Origin of the sequence: Rhizobium centroccidentale (assembly GCF_030182565.1) — a bacterium.
In the GTDB taxonomy this organism is placed as follows: domain Bacteria; phylum Pseudomonadota; class Alphaproteobacteria; order Rhizobiales; family Rhizobiaceae; genus Rhizobium.
This window is the reverse complement of record NZ_JAQJCG010000010.1, coordinates 125,120-143,404: the sequence shown is the minus strand read 5'-3', so window position 1 is coordinate 143,404 and position 18,285 is coordinate 125,120. Positions and strand designations below refer to the sequence as shown.

Sequence of the window (18,285 nt, the reverse complement as noted above, 5' to 3'; positions counted from 1 at the left end):
CCTAGGCGGGAAGGCGCCGGCGATTTCTATATCATGCCGTTATTTTGGCTTTCGTTTGGCTGGAGAGCCGTGTAAACAGCAGACCAACGTAACAATGGGAGCAGGTGGCGCATGGACGCCCGCCAGATGAAAATCGAGGCTGCGAGAGCTGCGCTCGCCTATGTCGAAAGCGGCATGCGGCTCGGGATCGGCACCGGCAGCACGGCGGAGGAGTTCGTTCGTCTGCTGGCTGAAAAGGTCGCAGCCGGCCTCGCGATCCAGGGCGTTCCCACGTCTGAAAGAACGGCCAAGCTCTGCGACGAACTCGGTGTACCGTTGAAGTCGCTCGACGAGCTTCCGGAACTCGATCTCACCATCGATGGCGCCGATGAGCTTGATGGTGCGCTGACGCTGATCAAGGGTGGTGGCGGTGCGCTGCTGCGAGAGAAGATCGTTGCGGCTTCCTCAGCCCGCATGATCGTCATCGCGGATCAAAGCAAGGTCGTCGAGACGCTCGGCGCATATCCACTGCCGATCGAAGTCAATCCCTTCGGTCTCGTTTCCACCCGCATCCTCATCGAGAAGGCCGCATCGCGTACTGGGCTCTCGGGCGCGCTCAACATGCGCCGCTCCGGTGACAGCCTCTTTGTGACCGATGGGGGGCACTACATCGTCGATGCATCTTTCGGCCGCATTCCTGATGCAGAGGCGCTGTCGAGCGAGCTCTATTCGATTCCCGGCGTTGTCGAACACGGGCTCTTTATCCATATGGCGACACAAGCGATCATTGCCGGCCCTGCCGGTGCGCGCACGTTGCAGGCGAACAATACATAGGAGCACTCATCTCATGATCAAATTTGCGGGTCTTGGCCGTCTTGCCGCTGCAACCATCCTTCTTTCCGGCATTGCTTTCGGTTCCGTCAACGCTCAGGAAGTTTCCGAGGATCAGATCAAGGCTGCGCGCGCCGCGATCAACGCTCTCGGCATCACCAACCAGTTCGACAATATCTTGCCTAATCTCGCCGAGCAGCTGAAGAGCACGATGATCCAGGCAAACCCGAATTTCGGCGATGCCATCAACTCGACCGTCGATGCGACCGCGCTCGCGCTCGCACCGCGTCGTGCCGATCTGGAGCGTGAAGCTGCCATCACCTATGCCAAGGCCTTCTCGGCCGACGAACTGAAGGCGATCGCCGATTTCTACGGTTCGCCGGCAGGCAAAAAGCTTCTCAAGGATGGTCCGCTCGCCACCCGCGAACTCTACAAGGCTGCCGATATCTGGAGCCAGGGCATTTCGCGCGATCTCGCAAAGCAGAGCAACGACGCCCTGCAGAAGGTCGTCAAGCAGCCGGTCATCACGCCGGATGCCGGTGCTGCTGCTCAGACCGCACCGAAGCAGTAAGCGACGGATCGTTGTCGCACTTGTTCCGGAAGGCAAGTTTCGTCTTTCGGCGTAAGCGTCAAACGGTTGCAAATTCGAAGCCCGGATCGATTCCGGGCTTTTCTTTTTATGTCTCGGCTCCCTATATGAGTGCGACCCCCATTGGCGCTTCGCGCGCATCTGACGTCTACAGGAGCGATCCATGCCTTCGTTTGATTTCGACCTTTTCGTGATTGGCGGCGGCTCCGGCGGCGTGCGCAGCGCGCGCGTGGCCGCATCGCTCGGCAAGAAGGTCGGCATCGCCGAGGAGTATCGCTATGGCGGCACCTGCGTCATTCGCGGCTGCGTGCCGAAGAAGCTCTTCGTCTATGCCTCGCAGTATAGGGAGCACTTCGAGGACGCGGCCGGTTTTGGATGGACGGTCGGCGAGAGCAGCTTCGACTGGAAGAAGCTGATCGAGGCGAAGGACAAGGAAATCGCCCGGCTGGAGGGCCTCTATCGCAAGGGGCTCGACAATGCCAAGGCTGACATTTTCGATACACGTGCGGAGCTGGTGGATTCCCATACGGTCAAGCTGCTGAGGACCGGCCAGACCATCACGGCCGAAACCATCGTGATTGCAACCGGCGGTCGGCCGAACCTGCATACGGCACTGCCCGGCCACGAGCTCTGCATCTCCTCGAACGAAGCGTTCCATTTGAAGGAACTGCCGAAATCGATCCTGATCGCCGGCGGCGGCTACATCGCCGTCGAGTTCGCCAATATCTTCCACGGCCTCGGTGTGGAAACGACGCTGATCTATCGCGGTGCCGAGATCCTGTCCCGCTTTGATCACGACCTGCGCAAAGGCCTGCATGAAGCCATGGAGGAGAAGGGCATCCGCATTCTCTGCCACGACATCATCGAGCACGTCGAGAGGGCAGAGGGCAGGCTCAGCGTTCGGACGAAGAACGACAAGTCCCTGACGGTCGATACCGTCATGCTGGCGCTTGGCCGTACGCCGAATACCGAAAATCTCGGGCTTGGGGGCGCCGGCGTTGCGATCAACGAGCAGGGTGCCATTATTGTCGACGAATATTCGCGCACTTCCGTTCCGAATATCTTCGCTCTCGGTGACGTCACCGATCGGGTACAGCTGACGCCCGTGGCGATCCACGAGGCCATGTGCTTCATCGAGACCGTCTACAAGGACAATCCGACACGGCCGGACCACGAACTCATCCCGACGGCCGTCTTCTCGCAGCCGGAGATCGGTACCGTCGGCCTGACCGAGGAGGATGCTGCCAAGCGCTATCCTGAACTCGAGGTCTATCGCGCCCAGTTCCGGCCCATGAAGGCGACGCTTTCAGGCCGAGCCGAGAAGATGATCATGAAGCTGATCGTCAATGCGGCGGACCGCAAGGTGATCGGCGCTCATATTCTCGGCCATGATGCTGGCGAGATGGCGCAGCTTCTCGGCATTACGCTGAAGGCGGGCTGCACCAAGGACGATTTCGACCGCACCATGGCGGTGCATCCGACGGCGGCGGAAGAATTGGTGACGATGTATTCGCCGAGCTACCGAATCCGCAACGGCGAGCGCGTGTAACGCGCCTGTTTTGGCGCGGAGATCGACTGCACCATAAAAGATTCGCACAGTAGTTTGCCGCCTTTGCAAGTGGGCGGCAAAGGTTTATAAGCGCGCGTTATTTACGATGACGGGACGCCCGACCAAGATCGGGCGCACAAGCAGGTGGGTGAGATGGCACAGAATTGGACACCGAGCAGTTGGCGGCAGAAACCGATCCAGCAGGTGCCGGATTTTCCGGACAAGGCAGCGCTGGCAGAGACCGAAGCCCAGCTTGCAAGCTATCCTCCGCTCGTTTTTGCCGGTGAAGCCCGTCGCCTGAAGGCGCATCTCGCCAATGTTGCCGAAGGTAATGGCTTCCTGCTTCAGGGCGGCGATTGCGCCGAAAGCTTCGCCGAGCATGGCGCCGATACCATCCGCGACTTCTTCCGCGCCTTCCTGCAGATGGCTGTCGTCCTGACCTTCGGCGCGCAGTTGCCGGTCGTCAAGGTCGGCCGCATTGCCGGTCAGTTCGCCAAGCCGCGCTCGTCGAACATCGAAACGCAGAACGGCATCTCGCTGCCGAGCTATCGTGGTGACATCATCAACGGCATCGACTTCACCGAAGAGGCACGCATCCCCAATCCGGAACGTCAGCTGATGGCTTACCGCCAGTCAGCTGCGACGCTCAATCTGCTGCGCGCCTTTGCCATGGGCGGCTACGCCAACCTTGAAAACGTGCAGAAGTGGATGCTCGGCTTCGTCAAGGATAGCCCGCAGGGCGAGCGCTACCGCAAGCTTGCCGACCGCATCGGCGAGACGATGGATTTCATGCGTGCGATCGGCATCACCGCCGAGAGCAATGCGAGCCTGCGTGAAACCGACTTCTTCACCAGCCACGAAGCGCTGCTGCTTGGCTACGAAGAAGCCTTCACCCGTGTCGATTCCACGACCGGCGACTGGTACGCAACCTCGGGCCATATGCTCTGGATTGGCGACCGCACGCGCCAGGCCGATCATGCCCATGTCGAATATTTCCGCGGCATCAAGAACCCGATCGGTCTGAAGTGCGGTCCTTCGCTGCAGGCGGACGATCTGCTTAATCTGATCGATATTCTGAACCCGCAGAACGAAGCCGGCCGCCTGACGCTGATCTGCCGTTTCGGTCACGACAAGGTTGCCGACAATCTGCCGCGCCTCATCCGCGCTGTCGAGAAGGAAGGTCGCAAGGTCGTCTGGTCCTGCGACCCGATGCATGGCAACACGATCACGCTCAACAACTACAAGACGCGTCCGTTCGAGCGCATCCTGTCGGAAGTCGAGAGCTTCTTCCAGATCCATCGCGCCGAAGGCACGCATCCGGGCGGCATCCACATCGAGATGACCGGCAAGGATGTGACCGAATGCACGGGTGGTGCCCGCGCCGTCGGTGCCGAAGACCTGCAGGATCGCTATCACACGCATTGCGACCCGCGCCTCAATGCCGACCAGGCGCTCGAGCTTGCCTTCCTGCTCGCCGAGCGCATGAAGGGTGGCCGTGACGAGAAGCGTATGCGCGCACATGGCTGAGTGAAGCCGCATCCAAGACCTATCGAACGGGCCGGCGAAAACCGGCCCGTTTGCTTTTGGCCGGACCGATCAGCGCGGTTGAAAGATGCTTCATTTCTTTGAAATTGACCCGAATGCGGTTCTCGGGAAGGCTGCCTTGAAATAAAGGGAGCAATGATGAGCGACGAACACACGGGAGCCTGCCTTTGCGGCAGCGTACGTTTCACGACACGCGGCAAGCTGCGTGAGGTCGTCGCCTGCCATTGTTCGCAATGCCGCAAGCAGACCGGGCTCTATTATGCCGCAACCAACGTTGCGCGCGAAAATCTCGTCATCGAGGGAGAAGAGGCGATCACCTGGTATCGTGCCAGCACATTCGCGCGTCGCGGTTTCTGCAGGACCTGCGGCTCGGCCCTCTTCTGGGTGGCCGATAGCGCCAATGAAATATCGATCATGGCCGGTCTGTTCGACCAGCCCAGCGGCCTCGAGATAGCTTATCACATCTATTGTGCCGACAAGGGCGATTATTACGAGATCGACGACGGGCTGCCGCAATATCGGCAGGGGCGACCGGGATTGCTGACGGCCGGCCCCTCCGATTGACCCTCAGATGCTGCCTTTTTCGGCAACAAGTTTGCTCAGTTTGGCGAGCTCTTCCCGCACCACCGCGAGCTCGGTCAATACCTGCATATCGATCTTCTGGTGGAGGGAGAGCACTTCCAGCTCGGATTTGAGATTGACCTCGTAATCCTTGGCGGCTTCGAAACGGTCCCGTTCCGCCTGCCGATTCTGGGACATCATGATGATTGGTGCCTGGATCGCGGCGAGCATGGAGAGGACGAGGTTCAGGAAGATGAAGGGGTAGGGGTCGAAGGCGTTGGTGGTGAGTAGGATGGTGTTGACAACGCACCAGAAGACCAGAAACAGCAGGAAGGCGATGATGAAGGACCAGGAGCCGCCGACGCGGGCAATGCCGTCGGCCAGACGCTCTCCCCTGGATGATTCCGCCGAGATGGCTGCATTGATGTCGGTGGAGATGACCTTTCGCTCGTGCGCCTTTTTTAGAACGCGCTTTTCGATGTCGCCGAGCTGATCGGCTGTCTTGTCAAAATGCAGATGAACGAAGTTGGGAAGATTATGCATTGGGAGGGCTCCGAGGTCCAAGTGGCATTGAATGCAACTATTCGCCCAACGGGTTAAAATGCAACGAGGGAAGGGTTTCAACTCCATTACACGCATGGAGCTGATGCGTGTGCTCCTATCACGGACCGTAGCTCGAACCTTAGCCTGCGAACGTGCTAACTAGTCTCTTGGCCCACTAGCTCCGCATGCGACGGAAAGAAGCGTTCCAGCCCATATTGGTGACCGAACATCATGTCGTGCTGCAGATAACGATAGTCGCGCACCAATGGGTCAAGCTCCTGCTCCTTGCGCGCCCAATCGGGGAAGGCCTGATTGTCGCGGCTTGCAAGCTGGTAGCGGTCGACGATGGTATATTTCTTCTGCACGCGGCCGAGGAAACCCGTGTAGAAAGGATGCTCATATCCGGCTGTTTTCAGCAAGTGGTACGGCAGTTGTGAGGGGCTGATGGTGCCGATGTCCTTGCGCGCACCCTTCTTGCTCGACCAGATGACGAGCGGCGTCTCATGTTCCCGTTTCATGACGTCGAGCGGCGCCTTGCGGGTCGCCACCTGCTGCGGCATGTAGCCTGTGTTGGGATAGACGTTGCCGAGCGGCGGCAGATGATCTCCCCATAGGACGATGATTGTTTCGCGGTCGCGCTTTTCGGCCCAATCCACCAGCATCTTCAGGCTATCATCAGCTTCGCGAACGCCCTGCACATAGGTGGAGAGCGCGGCACGGTCGTCATCACTCAGATCTCCACCGATATTGACGGTATTCTCAGCATAGCGGTCGGCTTCATAAGGTCCATGTCCCTGCAGGGTGACGGCAAAGAAGAAGAAGGGGCGCTCGGCGGCGTCTCCTTCGCGCATGATTTCCTTCATCAGAGAATCGTCGGCGGCGAACATGCCGCGCTTGTCCATTGGCGGCAGGGTTTCCTGGGTATGAAACTCCTCGAAGCCGAAGGCCTTGTAGACCTCGTTGCGGTTCCAGAACCAGCCGCTGAAGGGATGAAGGGCGCGCGCCATATAGCCTTCGCTGCGAAAGAAGGTGGCAAGCGACGGCAGCGGGCGGCGCACATATTGCTGATAGGGAATGCTGCCATAGGGAAGGAAGGCATTGGAAAAGCCCGTCAGTGCCTCGAACTCGACATTGGCGGTCATGCCGCCGAATTCCGGCGAGAAGACATATCCGGATTGTCTGGCGCGGATCGTCGGCATCGGATCGGGCGTAAAGGCGATGTTGGAAAGCCGCGTCGGATCCCAAAGGGATTCGCTCATCAGCATGATCACGTCTGGCTTTTGGCGTGGACCGGAGAGATAGCCGTAGTTTCTTGCGGGCATGGCGTCGATGGCGGCGGGGTCGTATCCAGCCGGTGACTTGACGTCCGCCATGGGCAGGTTCAGTGCGAAGGCGACGATGAAGCCGTTGTGGTTATAGTTTTCCGTCTGGTCCCAGACGATTGGGATGATGCCCAGCTTCTCGCGAAGAAGGGAATATTGAGTAGGGTCCATCTGCGAGGCGAAAAGCGCCGTCAGCGGCAGGCAGACCGAAAGCCGGCCGAAGCGCTCGTTTCGCGACAGCGAGATCGTGTGGCTCCGGAGATGGCGCCAGAGCAGGATCATGGCTGCCGTGCCGGCGATGATGCCGAATGCGAGTGCCATAGCCGTCCAGGGGCGATCGCGTACCATGACGGGCATCAATTCCATGATCTGCCGTCCAAACAGGAAGTCCGAAGGGTAGAGCGGATCGGAGAGAAAATTCTGCTTCTGGCTGGAAATGAACGCTGGGACGAGTAACAGCGGCGCTATGATCAAAGCGGACAGGTGCGCACGGCCGATCAGAGCATCCAGCGTCAGCATGGCTAAGATAACGATGCCGACGGTGGTGAGGCCGGGGCGGGACGGGGAAAGGAGATAGGTCCAAGCTGAGGCGAATTCGCCGCGCGCGACCCATTCAACCGTCATGACGATGGACAGGGAGAAAAGCAGGGTCAGCGTGAGGCTCAGAAGCAGGCGCAGAGCAGAGGACTTCTGTCTTGCTGTGCCGATCTTCTGGAAAAGGGCAAGCTTGCCCGCCAAGGCGGACTCGATGACCAATGCAACCAATGATTTCTCCAAAAGCTACAAAATATTCATATAAGTGTCATGCTTCTGTCATGAATGCGGCATGAACCGCAAGGCTAGCTTAGTATTTTTCCGGGCAAAAATACCGCCTATGCGGGTGGTGAAATCTTTGATGCGTGTGCAGGAAGGAAGGCGGTTGCGGAAGGAAGATGGCATCGCTAAATGTATGGCATGACAGAGCAAAGCCAGATTACCAACACCATTCGCATCGCCGTCGCGCAGCTCAATCCGACGGTCGGCGATGTCTCCGGCAATCTCGCCAAGGCGCGTGACGCCCGCGCCGAAGCCGCGCGCGAAGGCGCGCAGCTCGTATTACTGACGGAATTGTTCATTTCCGGCTATCCGCCGGAAGATCTCGTGCTGAAGCCGGCCTTCATTCGCGCCTGCTGGAAAGCGGTCGAGGCTCTGGCCGCGGATACGGCCGATGGCGGCCCCGGCGTCATTATCGGCTTTCCCCGACAGGACGAAACTGGGCGCTATAATTCGATTGCCGTGCTCGATGGCGGGAAGGTGATCGCGGTCCGTGACAAGGTAGACCTGCCGAACTACGGCGAGTTCGACGAGAAGCGCGTCTTCGATCAGGGCGCCATGCCTGGTCCGGTCAATTTCCGCGGCGTTAGGCTGGGTATTCCGATCTGCGAGGACATCTGGGGCGAACTCGGCGTTTGCGAAACGCTGGCCGAAAGCGGTGCTGAAATCCTTCTCTCGCCGAATGGCTCGCCGTACTATCGCGGCAAGGTCGACGTGCGCCATCAGGTCGTGCTGAAGCAGGTTATCGAGACCGGCTTGCCGATGATCTATGCTGCTCAGCTCGGCGGCCAGGACGAACTGGTTTTCGACGGAGCCAGCTTCGGCTTCAATGCCGACAAGACCCTGGCCTTCCAGATGAGCCAGTTCGAAACCGCGCTTGCAGTAACGACCTGGAAGAAGAACGGTGGTGGCTGGCACTGCGCCGAAGGTCCGAGGGCCCATATTCCGGAAGGCGAGGAGGCGGATTATCGCGCTTGCCTGCTGGGATTCCGCGATTATGTCAACAAGAACGGCTTCAAGTCGGTCGTGCTTGGTCTATCCGGCGGCATCGACTCGGCGATCTGCGCTGCGATTGCCGTCGATGCGCTGGGCGAAGAGCGTGTGCGCACCGTCATGCTGCCTTATCGCTATACCTCGCAGGATTCGTTGAAGGATGCGGCCGATTGCGCCAAAGCGCTTGGCTGCCGTTATGACATCGTACCGATCGAAGATCCCGTCACCGGCTTCACCTCGGCCTTGTCCGATCTCTTTGAGGGCACGGAAAGCGGCATCACCGAGGAAAACCTGCAGAGCCGCGCCCGCGGCACCATTTTGATGGCGATCTCCAACAAGTTCGGCTCGATGGTGGTGACGACGGGCAACAAGTCGGAGATGTCTGTCGGCTACGCCACGCTTTATGGCGATATGAACGGCGGCTTCAACCCGATCAAGGATCTTTACAAGATGCAGGTTTATGCGCTGTCGCGCTGGCGAAATCTGCATGTACCCCCCGGTGCGCTCGGGCCCTCCGGCGAGGTCATTCCCCACAACATCATCGACAAGGCGCCTTCGGCGGAACTGAGGCCGAACCAGACGGACCAGGATTCGCTGCCGCCCTATCCAGTGCTCGACGATATCCTCGAATGCCTGGTTGAGAAGGAAATGTCGGTTGAGGAAATCGTAGCGCGCGGCCATGATGTCGCGACCGTGCATCGCATTGAGCATCTGCTTTATCTCGCGGAGTACAAGCGCCGCCAGTCCGCACCGGGCGTGAAGATTACCAAGAAGAATTTCGGTCGCGACCGTCGCTATCCGATCACCAACCGGTTCCGCGATCGCTGATCGCGGTATCCAGCGGCAAGGGAGAGGAAGAATGCGCAGCTCGGTCGAGATCTATAATATCCGCACGGGTGCAAACCGGATCGTCTGGCAAACGGACCAGCTGATCGAGGCGCCGAACTATTCGCCTGACGGCCGCTATCTTCTGCTGAATGGAGACGGGCTGCTCTATCGGCTACCACTGGATGGCAGCGGCATCGCCCAGGTCGATACCGGCTTTGCGACCCAGTGCAACAACGATCACGGCATTTCCCCGGATGGATCGCTGATCGCCATTTCCGACAAGACCCAGTACGGCAAATCCTGCATCTATGTTCTGCCGGCAGAGGGCGGTACGCCAAGGCAGGTGACCACCAATCTGCCCGCCTACTGGCATGGCTGGTCGCCGGACGGGAAGCGCTTCTCCTATTGCGGCATCCGCAACGATGTCTTCGATATCTATACGATTTCGATCGATAGTGGCGAGGAAACGCGCCTGACGCATGGCGAGGGCCGCAATGACGGGCCGGATTTCTCCGCCGACGGGCAATGGATCTATTTCAATTCGAGCCGCACCGGCCTGATGCAGATCTGGCGCATTCATCCCGACGGCACCGGCCTGGAGCAGCTGACTCATGACAACTACGGCAACTGGTTCGCCCATCCGTCGCCGAAAAACGACAAGGTCGTGCTGATCTCCTACGATCCCGACGTCTTCGATCATCCGCGCGATCTCAATGTACGGATGCGGCTGATGGACATGGATGGCGGCAATATCACGACGCTGTTCGAGCTCTTTGGCGGGCAGGGATCGATCAATGTGCCGAACTGGTCACCGGACGGAGACGAGTTCGCCTATGTCCGCTATGAGCCGGCTTGAGCTCTGGACAGATCACAACCGACACGATAGATCTGGATGCGTTCTCAGGGCGCATCCGATCCGCGGGAAGGGCTAGGCCCACCTGATGCATATAAAGTGAGACTGCCACACCTCTTTTCAGTCTGTGGGCGCGGATACCGGACATAAATGGAAGGAGGTCTATCGTGACCACGCGCCCTTTGGCTGTCGACGCCACTCTCGATTCCCTGAAAAAGCAGGCCAAGTCTTTCCTCAAGGCCGTCCAAGCCGGCGATGCTTCGGCGCATAGTCGCGTTGCGCCCTATTTTGCCGACGTCGCAGATGTGGGGCTGCAGGACATTCAGCTCGTTCTTGCCCGCGAATTCGGCTTTTCCAGCTGGACGAAGCTCAAGGCGCATCTGGAAAGCGACGATCGCAAGCATGTTCCACGGGATCAGCTCGCCAACCGTTTCCTGTCACTGGCGACGGTTTCTTACTTTGCCAATATTCCCGCCGATCCCGCGCGCTTCGATGAGGCGTTGCGACTGCTTGAAGACAATCCGGAGATTGCCGATGAAAGCATTCACGTCGCTGCTGCGCTTGGCGATGCCGACCGTGTAAGTCGCTGGCTTGATCGTCAGCCACAGCTTCTCGATCGCAAGGGCGGGCCGCATGATTTAACTCCGCTGATGTGGGCGGCCTATGCTCGCGTGCCGGGTCGTTCCAGCCTGCCGGCAGCCCGCGAGCTGGTCAGGCGCGGGGCCGACGTCAACGCTTTCTTCCTCGATGCCGGCCAATATCGCTTCACCGTTTTGACCGGCGTCTTCGGCGAAGGCGAGGCGGGGAAGGATCGCCAGCCTCAGCATCCGGAATGCGTGGCATTCGCGCGATTGCTGCTCGATGCCGGCGCGGAGGCGAATGACAGTCAGGCGCTCTACAACCGCATGTTCGAACCGGACGATACATGCCTGAAGTTACTGATCGAATATGGCTTGTCCTCTGGGGATAAGAATAATTGGCTCGTGCGCGAGGATGGCAGGTTCGTCGAGAACACGCAGACTGTTTTCGACTATCAGCTTGCCTGGGCGCTGGAACATCGCATGGGCGAGCGGGTGCGCCTGCTGGTGGAAAATGGCGCCGATGTCAACAAGCCTGTCAATGGTAGAACACCCTACGAATGGGCTCGCCTAAGTGGCGATAGCAAGCTGGCGGCATACCTTATTCAAAAGGGTGCTGTCGCGGTTCGCCTAAAGCCAGAGGATTGGGCCTATATTCAAGTGAAGGCCGGCGACATCGACGTCGAGCAAATCAAGAAAGTTTTCCAGCAAATGGCAGGCGGGCGCGATCTCGATGTGGCTGCTATAATGCACAGAGCTCATCCGGCCATGCTCCACGACGCTGCCGGGGAAAACGACCTTGGAGCCGTCCGCCGAATGCTGGCCCTGGGCCTCGACGTTAACGCGATGACAAGCCGCACGCCGCTGCATGAGGCGGCGCTGCATGGCCATATGGAGATGGCGAAACTGCTGATCGAGCATGGAGCCGATACCACTATTCGCGATCCCAATTTTTATGCGCCGCCAATCGGTTGGGCCGAATATAACGGCAAGGATGAGATGGTCGAGTTTCTGAAAGCCTACCCGCTCGATATTTTCGCGGCGGCCGCTTTCGGCACAATCGATCAGCTAGCTGCCATTCTCGATAAGCATCCGGAACAGGTGAATATCCGCTTCGGTGAATTTCGCCCGCATGGGCAGTCCACCGATCGCGATTGGATGACGCCGCTCGGGTTTGCCATCGTCAATCGGTGCGGTGAGGCGGTGCGCTTTCTGCTGGTGAAGGGTGCGGATCGCTCGCTCAGGGATGCCTCCGGACGATCTTACCGCGATCTTGCGCAGGAGACGGGTGACGAGGCCATTGCTTCCTTGCTGCGTCAGCCGGCAACGATCTGAAAATAGGGAGGCAGGGCGGTCAGACGGAGATGAGAAGCGTCTGGCCGTGTATTATTGCGTCGGTTGCGGCCCGGCTTCTTTCGGGTGCTTGAGGTCGATGCTGCCCTGGTCGGTCGCGAGGAATTGCGGGCCGACCTGGCGCACCTTATGGGCCGAAGGATCATAGGGGCGATCCGGCGGAAATTGCTGCGGCTGCGCCTGTGTTATCTTGGGAATCGTCGCGGGCGCCTGCTTTTGTTCCAGGCTGGAATTCTTCTGGAGCCTTGGCGTCTCGATGACGGTGATGGAGCTTTCAGGCTTGGCCAGGGACTGCTCCTGCGGTGCATAGGCATCCATCTTCGTGTGGGTATCGATCACGATATCCGGGGTTGCCGAAGCCGGCAGGCTGCAGCCGTTGCGCTGCATCGTATCTAGCAACTGTCGGCGCTGCATGGCAACGGCATCGACGCGGCCGACGCTTTGCTCGCGCTGATCCATCAGCAGGGAGAGATCCTGCCGCATCTGATCGATCGATTGCCTGATGTCATCGCAGACGCCCTGATTGTCCTGGCCGCCAAATACGCCATCGTCGCCTTCGGCGCAGCCCTGGTTGCGGAGGTCGCTCATCGTCCGGCGGATCATCAGGTTTTGTTGGACGATGGCGCGCGAGAGCTGGCGTGTTTCCTGGCTGGCGCCGATCACTTCGTTGATGTCGACATAGCGGCCGCGCAGCTCGTCGCAGAGGTCGGCCTGTGCGAGGGCGGCCGAAGTGGCCGTCAGCAGGAAAAAGAGAGTAATGGAAGCTTGTTTTATGCCGCGGTTCACGGTTCTGCTCTCAAAGCGGTTTTAAGTCGCTGAAGATTACACGCAGCAGCTTAACAACGTATCCATGAAAAAGCACGGATTTCGAGAGGATTTTCGTGAAATTGCAGCTCGCAGCAGCCGATAGCCAGGAGATGGGGCGGCACCGCGATTGCATGAAACGCGGTACCGTTCTGACGGCGGCAGAGAGGCGCAGTATCAGGCGATCTGCGAGGCCTCGACGACGGCAAGCGCCGCCATGTTGACCACGCCGCGGGAAGTGACCGACGGCGAGAGAATATGGGCCGGAAGCGCGGTCCCAAGCAGGATGGGACCGACATGCAGACCATCGGTCATGGTCTTGACCACGCCCAGCGTGATATTGGCCGCATCGAGATTGGGGAAGACCAGTAGATTGGCTTCGCCGGAAAGCGCGCTGTCCGGCATTACGTGGCGGCGCAGGCTCTCGGAAATGGCGCTGTCGCCATGCATTTCGCCGTCGACTTCCAGATCCGGCGCAGCCTTGCGAATGAGAGCCAGCGCTTCGCGCATCTTCGTGGCGCTTTCCGACTCCCGGGAGCCGAAGTTGGAATGCGAGACGAGGGCGGCGCGCGGCTCGATGCCGAAGCGCTTGATTTCCTCGGCAGCCAGCCAGGTGGATTCCGCGATTTCCTCGGCGGACGGGTTAAACGTCACATAGGTATCGGTGTAGAAGGTCGCGCCGCGCTGCGAGATGAGCAGGCTCAGTGCGGAGAAATCGCGAACGTCCGGCCGCTTGCCGATGACCTGGCGGACGATGCGCAAATGACGCTCATACCGGCCTTCGAGACCGCAGATGAGCGCATCGGCTTCGCCGCGCTTCAAGGCAAGTGCGCCGATGACGGTCGTGTTGGTGCGAACGATGGTGCGCGCTGCTTCGGGAATAACGCCTGCGCGGCCGACCAGCGAGAAATAGAGCTCGACATATTCGCGGAAGCGGGGATCGTCTTCCGGATTGATGACGGCAAAATCCGTATGCGGGCGGATCTTCAGGCCGTAGCGCTTCAGGCGCGTCTCGATGACGGACGGACGGCCAATCAGGATCGGAATGGCCGTGCCTTCCTCGAGCAGGACCTGGGCGGCCCGCAGCACGCGCTCGTCTTCGCCTTCGGAAAAGACGACGCGCTTGCGCTCGGCAATCTTCGCGGCCGCAAAGATCGGCTTCATGACGAAGCCGGAGCGGAAGACGAAGCGGTTGAGCTCGTCCATATAGGCGTCGAAATCCTTGATCGGACGCAGGGCGACGCCGCTGTCTGCGGCTGCCTTCGCCACGGCCGGCGCAATGCGCAGGATGAGGCGCGGGTCGAAGGGTGAAGGGATCAGGTAGTTAGGCCCGAAGACCGGAGTTTCACCTGTATAGGCGCGCGCCGCGACATCGGAAGGCTCCTCACGGGCAAGCGCGGCGATGGCGCGCACCGCGGCCATCTTCATCTCTTCGTTGATCGTTTTGGCGCCGCAATCGAGCGCGCCGCGGAAAATATAGGGGAAGCAGAGGACGTTGTTGACCTGGTTCGGGAAATCCGAGCGGCCGGTGCAGATCATCGCGTCGGGGCGGGCGGCACGGGCGAGGTCCGGCATGATTTCCGGCGTCGGGTTGGCGAGCGCCATGATCAGCGGCTTTTCGGCCATCTGCGCCAGAAGTTCGGGTTTCAGCACGCCGGCGGCGGACAGGCCGAGGAAGACGTCGGCGCCCGGAATGGATTCAGCAAGCACGCGCTTGTCGCTGTCCTGGGCGTAGACGGATTTCCACTCGTCCATCAGGACGTTGCGGTCCTTGTAGACCAAGCCTTCGATATCGTGGACCCAGATGTTTTCGCGCTTGGCGCCGAGAATGACAAGCAGGTTGAGGCAGGCGAGTGCGGCCGCACCCGCGCCGGAGGCGACGATCTTGACTTCTTCGATCTTCTTGCCGGCCAGTTCCAGTCCGTTGAGGATAGCGGCGGCGACGATGATGGCGGTGCCGTGCTGATCGTCGTGAAAGACCGGAATTTCCATCTTCTCGCGCAGGCGGCGTTCGACGTCGAAGCATTCCGGCGCCTTGATGTCTTCGAGATTGATGCCGCCGAAGGTCGGCTCGAGCGCCGAAACGGTGTTGACCATCTCATCGACCGTCGGTGCTGCGATTTCGATGTCGAAGACGTCGATGCCGGCGAATTTCTTGAAGAGGACGGCCTTGCCTTCCATGACGGGCTTCGAGGCGAGCGGACCGATATTGCCGAGGCCGAGTACCGCCGAACCGTTCGAAATCACGGCAACGAGATTGGCGCGGGACGTATAGTCGGCTGCCGTTTCCGGGTTGTCACGGATGGCGATGCAGGGGGCGGCGACGCCGGGCGAATAGGCAAGCGCCAGATCGCGCTGATTGCCCAGCGGCTTGGTCGCCTGAATTTCCAGCTTGCCGGGGCGTGGATAACGATGGAAATAAAGCGCCTGTTCGTCGAAGTTTCCGCTCGCCATGTTCTTGGCTGCTTTCGAAGTGTCGTTCGTATCCAACTTGCGTCTCCATTCCTGCCTGCGCTTTGAGTCTTCTGCATACATCAATCGCTTCGCCTTCACAGTATGGAATTGAGGTCGCAAAGCGTTTTTGTCGTGGCGAAACTGAATTGCCTTTTTTGCGTGAATCAAGCGGCGCACGTCCTTTGGATCGAACGCTGCGCTCCGGGCTAGCCATGTTTCGCCTTGGTATCGCCAGCTTTACAAGCGATCGTCCTGACCTTGCCGTCGCTGCGAGACGCGGTTGAACCTCGCCGCCGAGCCGCCAAGCACAGGGTTTGTCATCTTCCTGAAACACGAGTCTGGTTTTGGAATAGCCAAGGTAGGATAGGGCACGGACATAAAGTTCGTGAATGAAAACATGGACCCCCGGCATTTCCGAACGTTATTCATTTCTGACGTGCACCTCGGCTCGAAGGCCGCCAAGGCGGACTACCTGCTCGATTTTCTCCGTTACCACGACGCCGAAACGATCTTTCTGGTCGGCGATATCGTGGATGGCTGGAGGCTGAAGCGGAACTGGTACTGGCCGCAGGATTGCAACGACGTGGTCCAGAAGCTCCTGCGCAAGGCGCGCAAGGGTACGCGCATCGTTTATATCCCCGGCAATCACGACGAATTCCTGCGTGACTTCCCCGGAATGCACTTCGGCGGTATCGAGGTGGCACAGCGCGCCATGCACGAAACGGCCGACGGCAAGAAATATCTCGTGCTGCATGGCGATGAATTCGACGTCGTCGTCCGCAATGCCCGCCTGCTCGCCTATCTCGGCGACTGGGCCTATGACATGGCCATCCTGATCAATATCGGCCTTGCTGCGGTGCGCCGCCGCCTGAACATGCCCTATTGGTCCTTCTCGGCCTGGGCGAAGCTGCAGGTCAAGCACGCCGTCAATTTCATCGGCGAATTTCAGCGTGTCGTCGCCGAAGAGGCCAAGCGTAACGATGCCGATGGCGTCATCTGCGGGCACATCCACCATGCGGTCATTGAGGATCTCGACGGCGTGCGCTACATCAATACCGGCGACTGGGTGGAAAGCTGCACGGCAATCGCCGAGCATGAGGACGGCACGTTCGAGCTGATCACCTGGCGGACTATTCTCGAGACGCAGCCGGTGGATTCTCCGGTCGGAGAATTGCCGCGGCCGATCGGTGCCCAGGCGGCGTAATTCCTGCGCATCTTCACGTGGCTGATAATGGCTTGTCATAATTATTGATCGCCGCGGGACCGCCCTGGCTTCGGATTTTTCCGAAACGTTACGGTTTTGGCCATTTCTCGCCATAGTCGTATTCTCGATAGCATGATAGGGACAAGTAAGTTCCCCTTCAGGTCTGTCATGATTCCCGCAATCAAGTCCTTCCAGGGCGAGGGTGCGCCTCCATATTTCCGCCTACGCACCGCCTTGTCCTATTGCGCTCCGTTGTTCGTCAACGGAATTGCGCTGCCGTTTTTTCCCGTCTGGCTGGCGGGGCTGAATTTCAACGATCATGAGATCGGCCTGGTGCTCGCCATTCCCATGGTCGTGCGGGTGCTCGTGACGCCCATCATCGCGGTGCTCGCCGATCATATGAGCGAGCGGGCCGATGTATTGTTATGGTCGGGTGCCTTGTCACTGCTGACCGCAATCGCGCTTTACTGGACCAGCGACTTCTGGCCGGTGCTTCTGGTCTACGGCATTCAGGGCGCCACCTACGCGCCTTATGTGCCCGTGGTTGAGTCGATTGCCATGTCGGGCGTGCGCCGCTGGGGTTTCGATTATGGTTCCATGCGGGTCTGGGGCTCGATCACCTTCATTCTGTCGACCCTCCTCGGTGGCCAGCTGATCGGCATATGGGGCGGCGCGACAGTATTGCCCGTGATGGTGGCGGGGTTCATTCTGACGACGCTGATGGGTTTTTTCGCGCCGCGTATCGGGCCGACGCGCCGGCGCAACCAACCGATCAATCTGCAATCACCGACCGGAAATCTGCGCTCGCCGCAATTGCTCATCACCATGATCGGCGTGTCGATACAGCAATCGAGCCATGCGATGCTCTATACCTTTGCGTCGATCTACTGGCATAAGCTCGGTTTTTCCGGCGCACAAATTGCTGTCCTATGGAGTATCGGCGTTGCGGCCGAGGTTATGGTTTTTTTCCTGTCGAAGAGGCTCGCTCGGCGGTTCAGCGCGTGGACGTTGATCTTTTTCGGCGCGACTATGTGTATTCTGCGCTGGATCCTGTTTCCGATCAATTTCGGCTTCCTCGGCTATTTCATCCTGCAATGTTTTCATTCCTGCACCTATGCCTGCGTCCATACAGGCGTTCAGCGTCGTATCGTGGCGTCCGTCCATGAGGCGCAGGAATCATCGGCCCAGGGCGCCTATTATTTCTACAACGGCATGTTCCTGGGGTTGATGACGCTTGCATCCGGCTATCTCTACGCCTGGCTTGACCTGGCGAGTTACTACGTCATGGCCGGCATCGCCGCCTTCGGCCTTGCTATGGTCGTTTTCGCCTATGGGATGCAGGCGAGAAAGCCGGCAATCGGCGGAGGCGCTCACGGCGTATCCTGACGCGGTGCAACAAATTCATTTGGATATCAAAAAGCCGTGACATATGTTGGCGCCGGCGCGAGATGGAAATTCCATGCATAGTCGGTGTATTAAGCACTGA

The 18,285-nt window shown here is 59.3% G+C and carries 14 protein-coding genes; 10 read left to right on the top strand and 4 right to left on the bottom strand.

What is annotated here, in order from left to right; all coding sequences use genetic code 11:
* Nucleotides 1-111 precede the first annotated feature (111 nt).
* The 5 genes from rpiA to PH562_RS15475 all read left to right on the top strand — a co-directional run bounded on the left by rpiA (nt 112) and on the right by PH562_RS15475 (nt 5,057).
* Nucleotides 112-813, top strand: coding sequence for a ribose-5-phosphate isomerase RpiA (rpiA, locus tag PH562_RS15495; RefSeq protein WP_285173988.1), 702 nt, complete (start codon nt 112-114; stop codon nt 811-813).
* A 13-nt stretch (nt 814-826) separates the two neighbouring features.
* Nucleotides 827-1,381 (top strand): DUF2059 domain-containing protein, encoded by a 555-nt coding sequence (locus PH562_RS15490; RefSeq protein WP_113229710.1) that lies wholly within the window; start codon nt 827-829, stop codon nt 1,379-1,381.
* Between the two features lie 181 nt (nt 1,382-1,562).
* A complete protein-coding gene (gor, locus tag PH562_RS15485) occupies nt 1,563-2,948 on the top strand; it encodes a glutathione-disulfide reductase (RefSeq protein ID WP_285173987.1) in 1,386 nt (461 codons plus the stop codon).
* 153 nt (nt 2,949-3,101) lie between these two features.
* Nucleotides 3,102-4,475, top strand: a complete 1,374-nt coding sequence (locus tag PH562_RS15480) for a class II 3-deoxy-7-phosphoheptulonate synthase (RefSeq protein WP_285173985.1) — start codon at nt 3,102-3,104, stop codon at nt 4,473-4,475.
* Nucleotides 4,476-4,631: 156 nt separating this feature from the next.
* On the top strand, nt 4,632-5,057 hold the full coding sequence (locus PH562_RS15475; protein ID WP_285173984.1) for a GFA family protein: 426 nt from the start codon (nt 4,632-4,634) through the stop codon (nt 5,055-5,057).
* A gap of 3 nt (nt 5,058-5,060) precedes the next feature.
* Here the strand turns inward: PH562_RS15475 and PH562_RS15470 are convergent, their stop codons facing one another.
* Nucleotides 5,061-5,597, bottom strand: coding sequence for a DUF1003 domain-containing protein (locus tag PH562_RS15470; protein ID WP_113229712.1), 537 nt, complete (start codon nt 5,595-5,597; stop codon nt 5,061-5,063).
* Between the two features lie 155 nt (nt 5,598-5,752).
* Nucleotides 5,753-7,684: an LTA synthase family protein gene (locus PH562_RS15465; protein ID WP_483315353.1), complete on the bottom strand. Its 1,932-nt coding sequence runs from the start codon at nt 7,682-7,684 to the stop codon at nt 5,753-5,755.
* Between the two features lie 189 nt (nt 7,685-7,873).
* Between PH562_RS15465 and PH562_RS15460 the strand changes: the two genes are divergently transcribed.
* The 3 genes from PH562_RS15460 (at nt 7,874) to PH562_RS15450 (ending at nt 12,319) form a co-directional block, all read left to right on the top strand.
* Nucleotides 7,874-9,553, top strand: a complete 1,680-nt coding sequence (locus PH562_RS15460) for an NAD+ synthase (RefSeq protein WP_285173983.1) — start codon at nt 7,874-7,876, stop codon at nt 9,551-9,553.
* Nucleotides 9,554-9,584: 31 nt separating this feature from the next.
* Nucleotides 9,585-10,409: a TolB family protein gene (locus tag PH562_RS15455; RefSeq protein WP_285173982.1), complete on the top strand. Its 825-nt coding sequence runs from the start codon at nt 9,585-9,587 to the stop codon at nt 10,407-10,409.
* A gap of 164 nt (nt 10,410-10,573) precedes the next feature.
* Nucleotides 10,574-12,319, top strand: coding sequence for an ankyrin repeat domain-containing protein (locus PH562_RS15450; RefSeq protein WP_285173981.1), 1,746 nt, complete (start codon nt 10,574-10,576; stop codon nt 12,317-12,319).
* A gap of 51 nt (nt 12,320-12,370) precedes the next feature.
* Here PH562_RS15450 and PH562_RS15445 read toward each other — a convergent pair whose 3' ends face one another.
* Together PH562_RS15445 and PH562_RS15440 are read right to left on the bottom strand one after the other, a co-directional pair.
* Nucleotides 12,371-13,123, bottom strand: coding sequence for a hypothetical protein (locus PH562_RS15445; protein ID WP_285173980.1), 753 nt, complete (start codon nt 13,121-13,123; stop codon nt 12,371-12,373).
* 195 nt (nt 13,124-13,318) lie between these two features.
* Entirely contained in the window at nt 13,319-15,595 is a 2,277-nt protein-coding gene (locus tag PH562_RS15440; RefSeq protein WP_483315355.1) for an NADP-dependent malic enzyme, read from the bottom strand.
* A 397-nt stretch (nt 15,596-15,992) separates the two neighbouring features.
* On the opposite strand from PH562_RS15440, the gene PH562_RS15435 reads away from it, so the two are divergent.
* Nucleotides 15,993-16,799, top strand: coding sequence for a UDP-2,3-diacylglucosamine diphosphatase (locus PH562_RS15435; protein ID WP_113229717.1), 807 nt, complete (start codon nt 15,993-15,995; stop codon nt 16,797-16,799).
* A gap of 168 nt (nt 16,800-16,967) precedes the next feature.
* Complete coding sequence (locus PH562_RS15430) at nt 16,968-18,185, top strand: MFS transporter (protein WP_285173977.1); 1,218 nt, start codon at nt 16,968-16,970, stop codon at nt 18,183-18,185.
* Nucleotides 18,186-18,285: the final 100 nt, after the last annotated feature.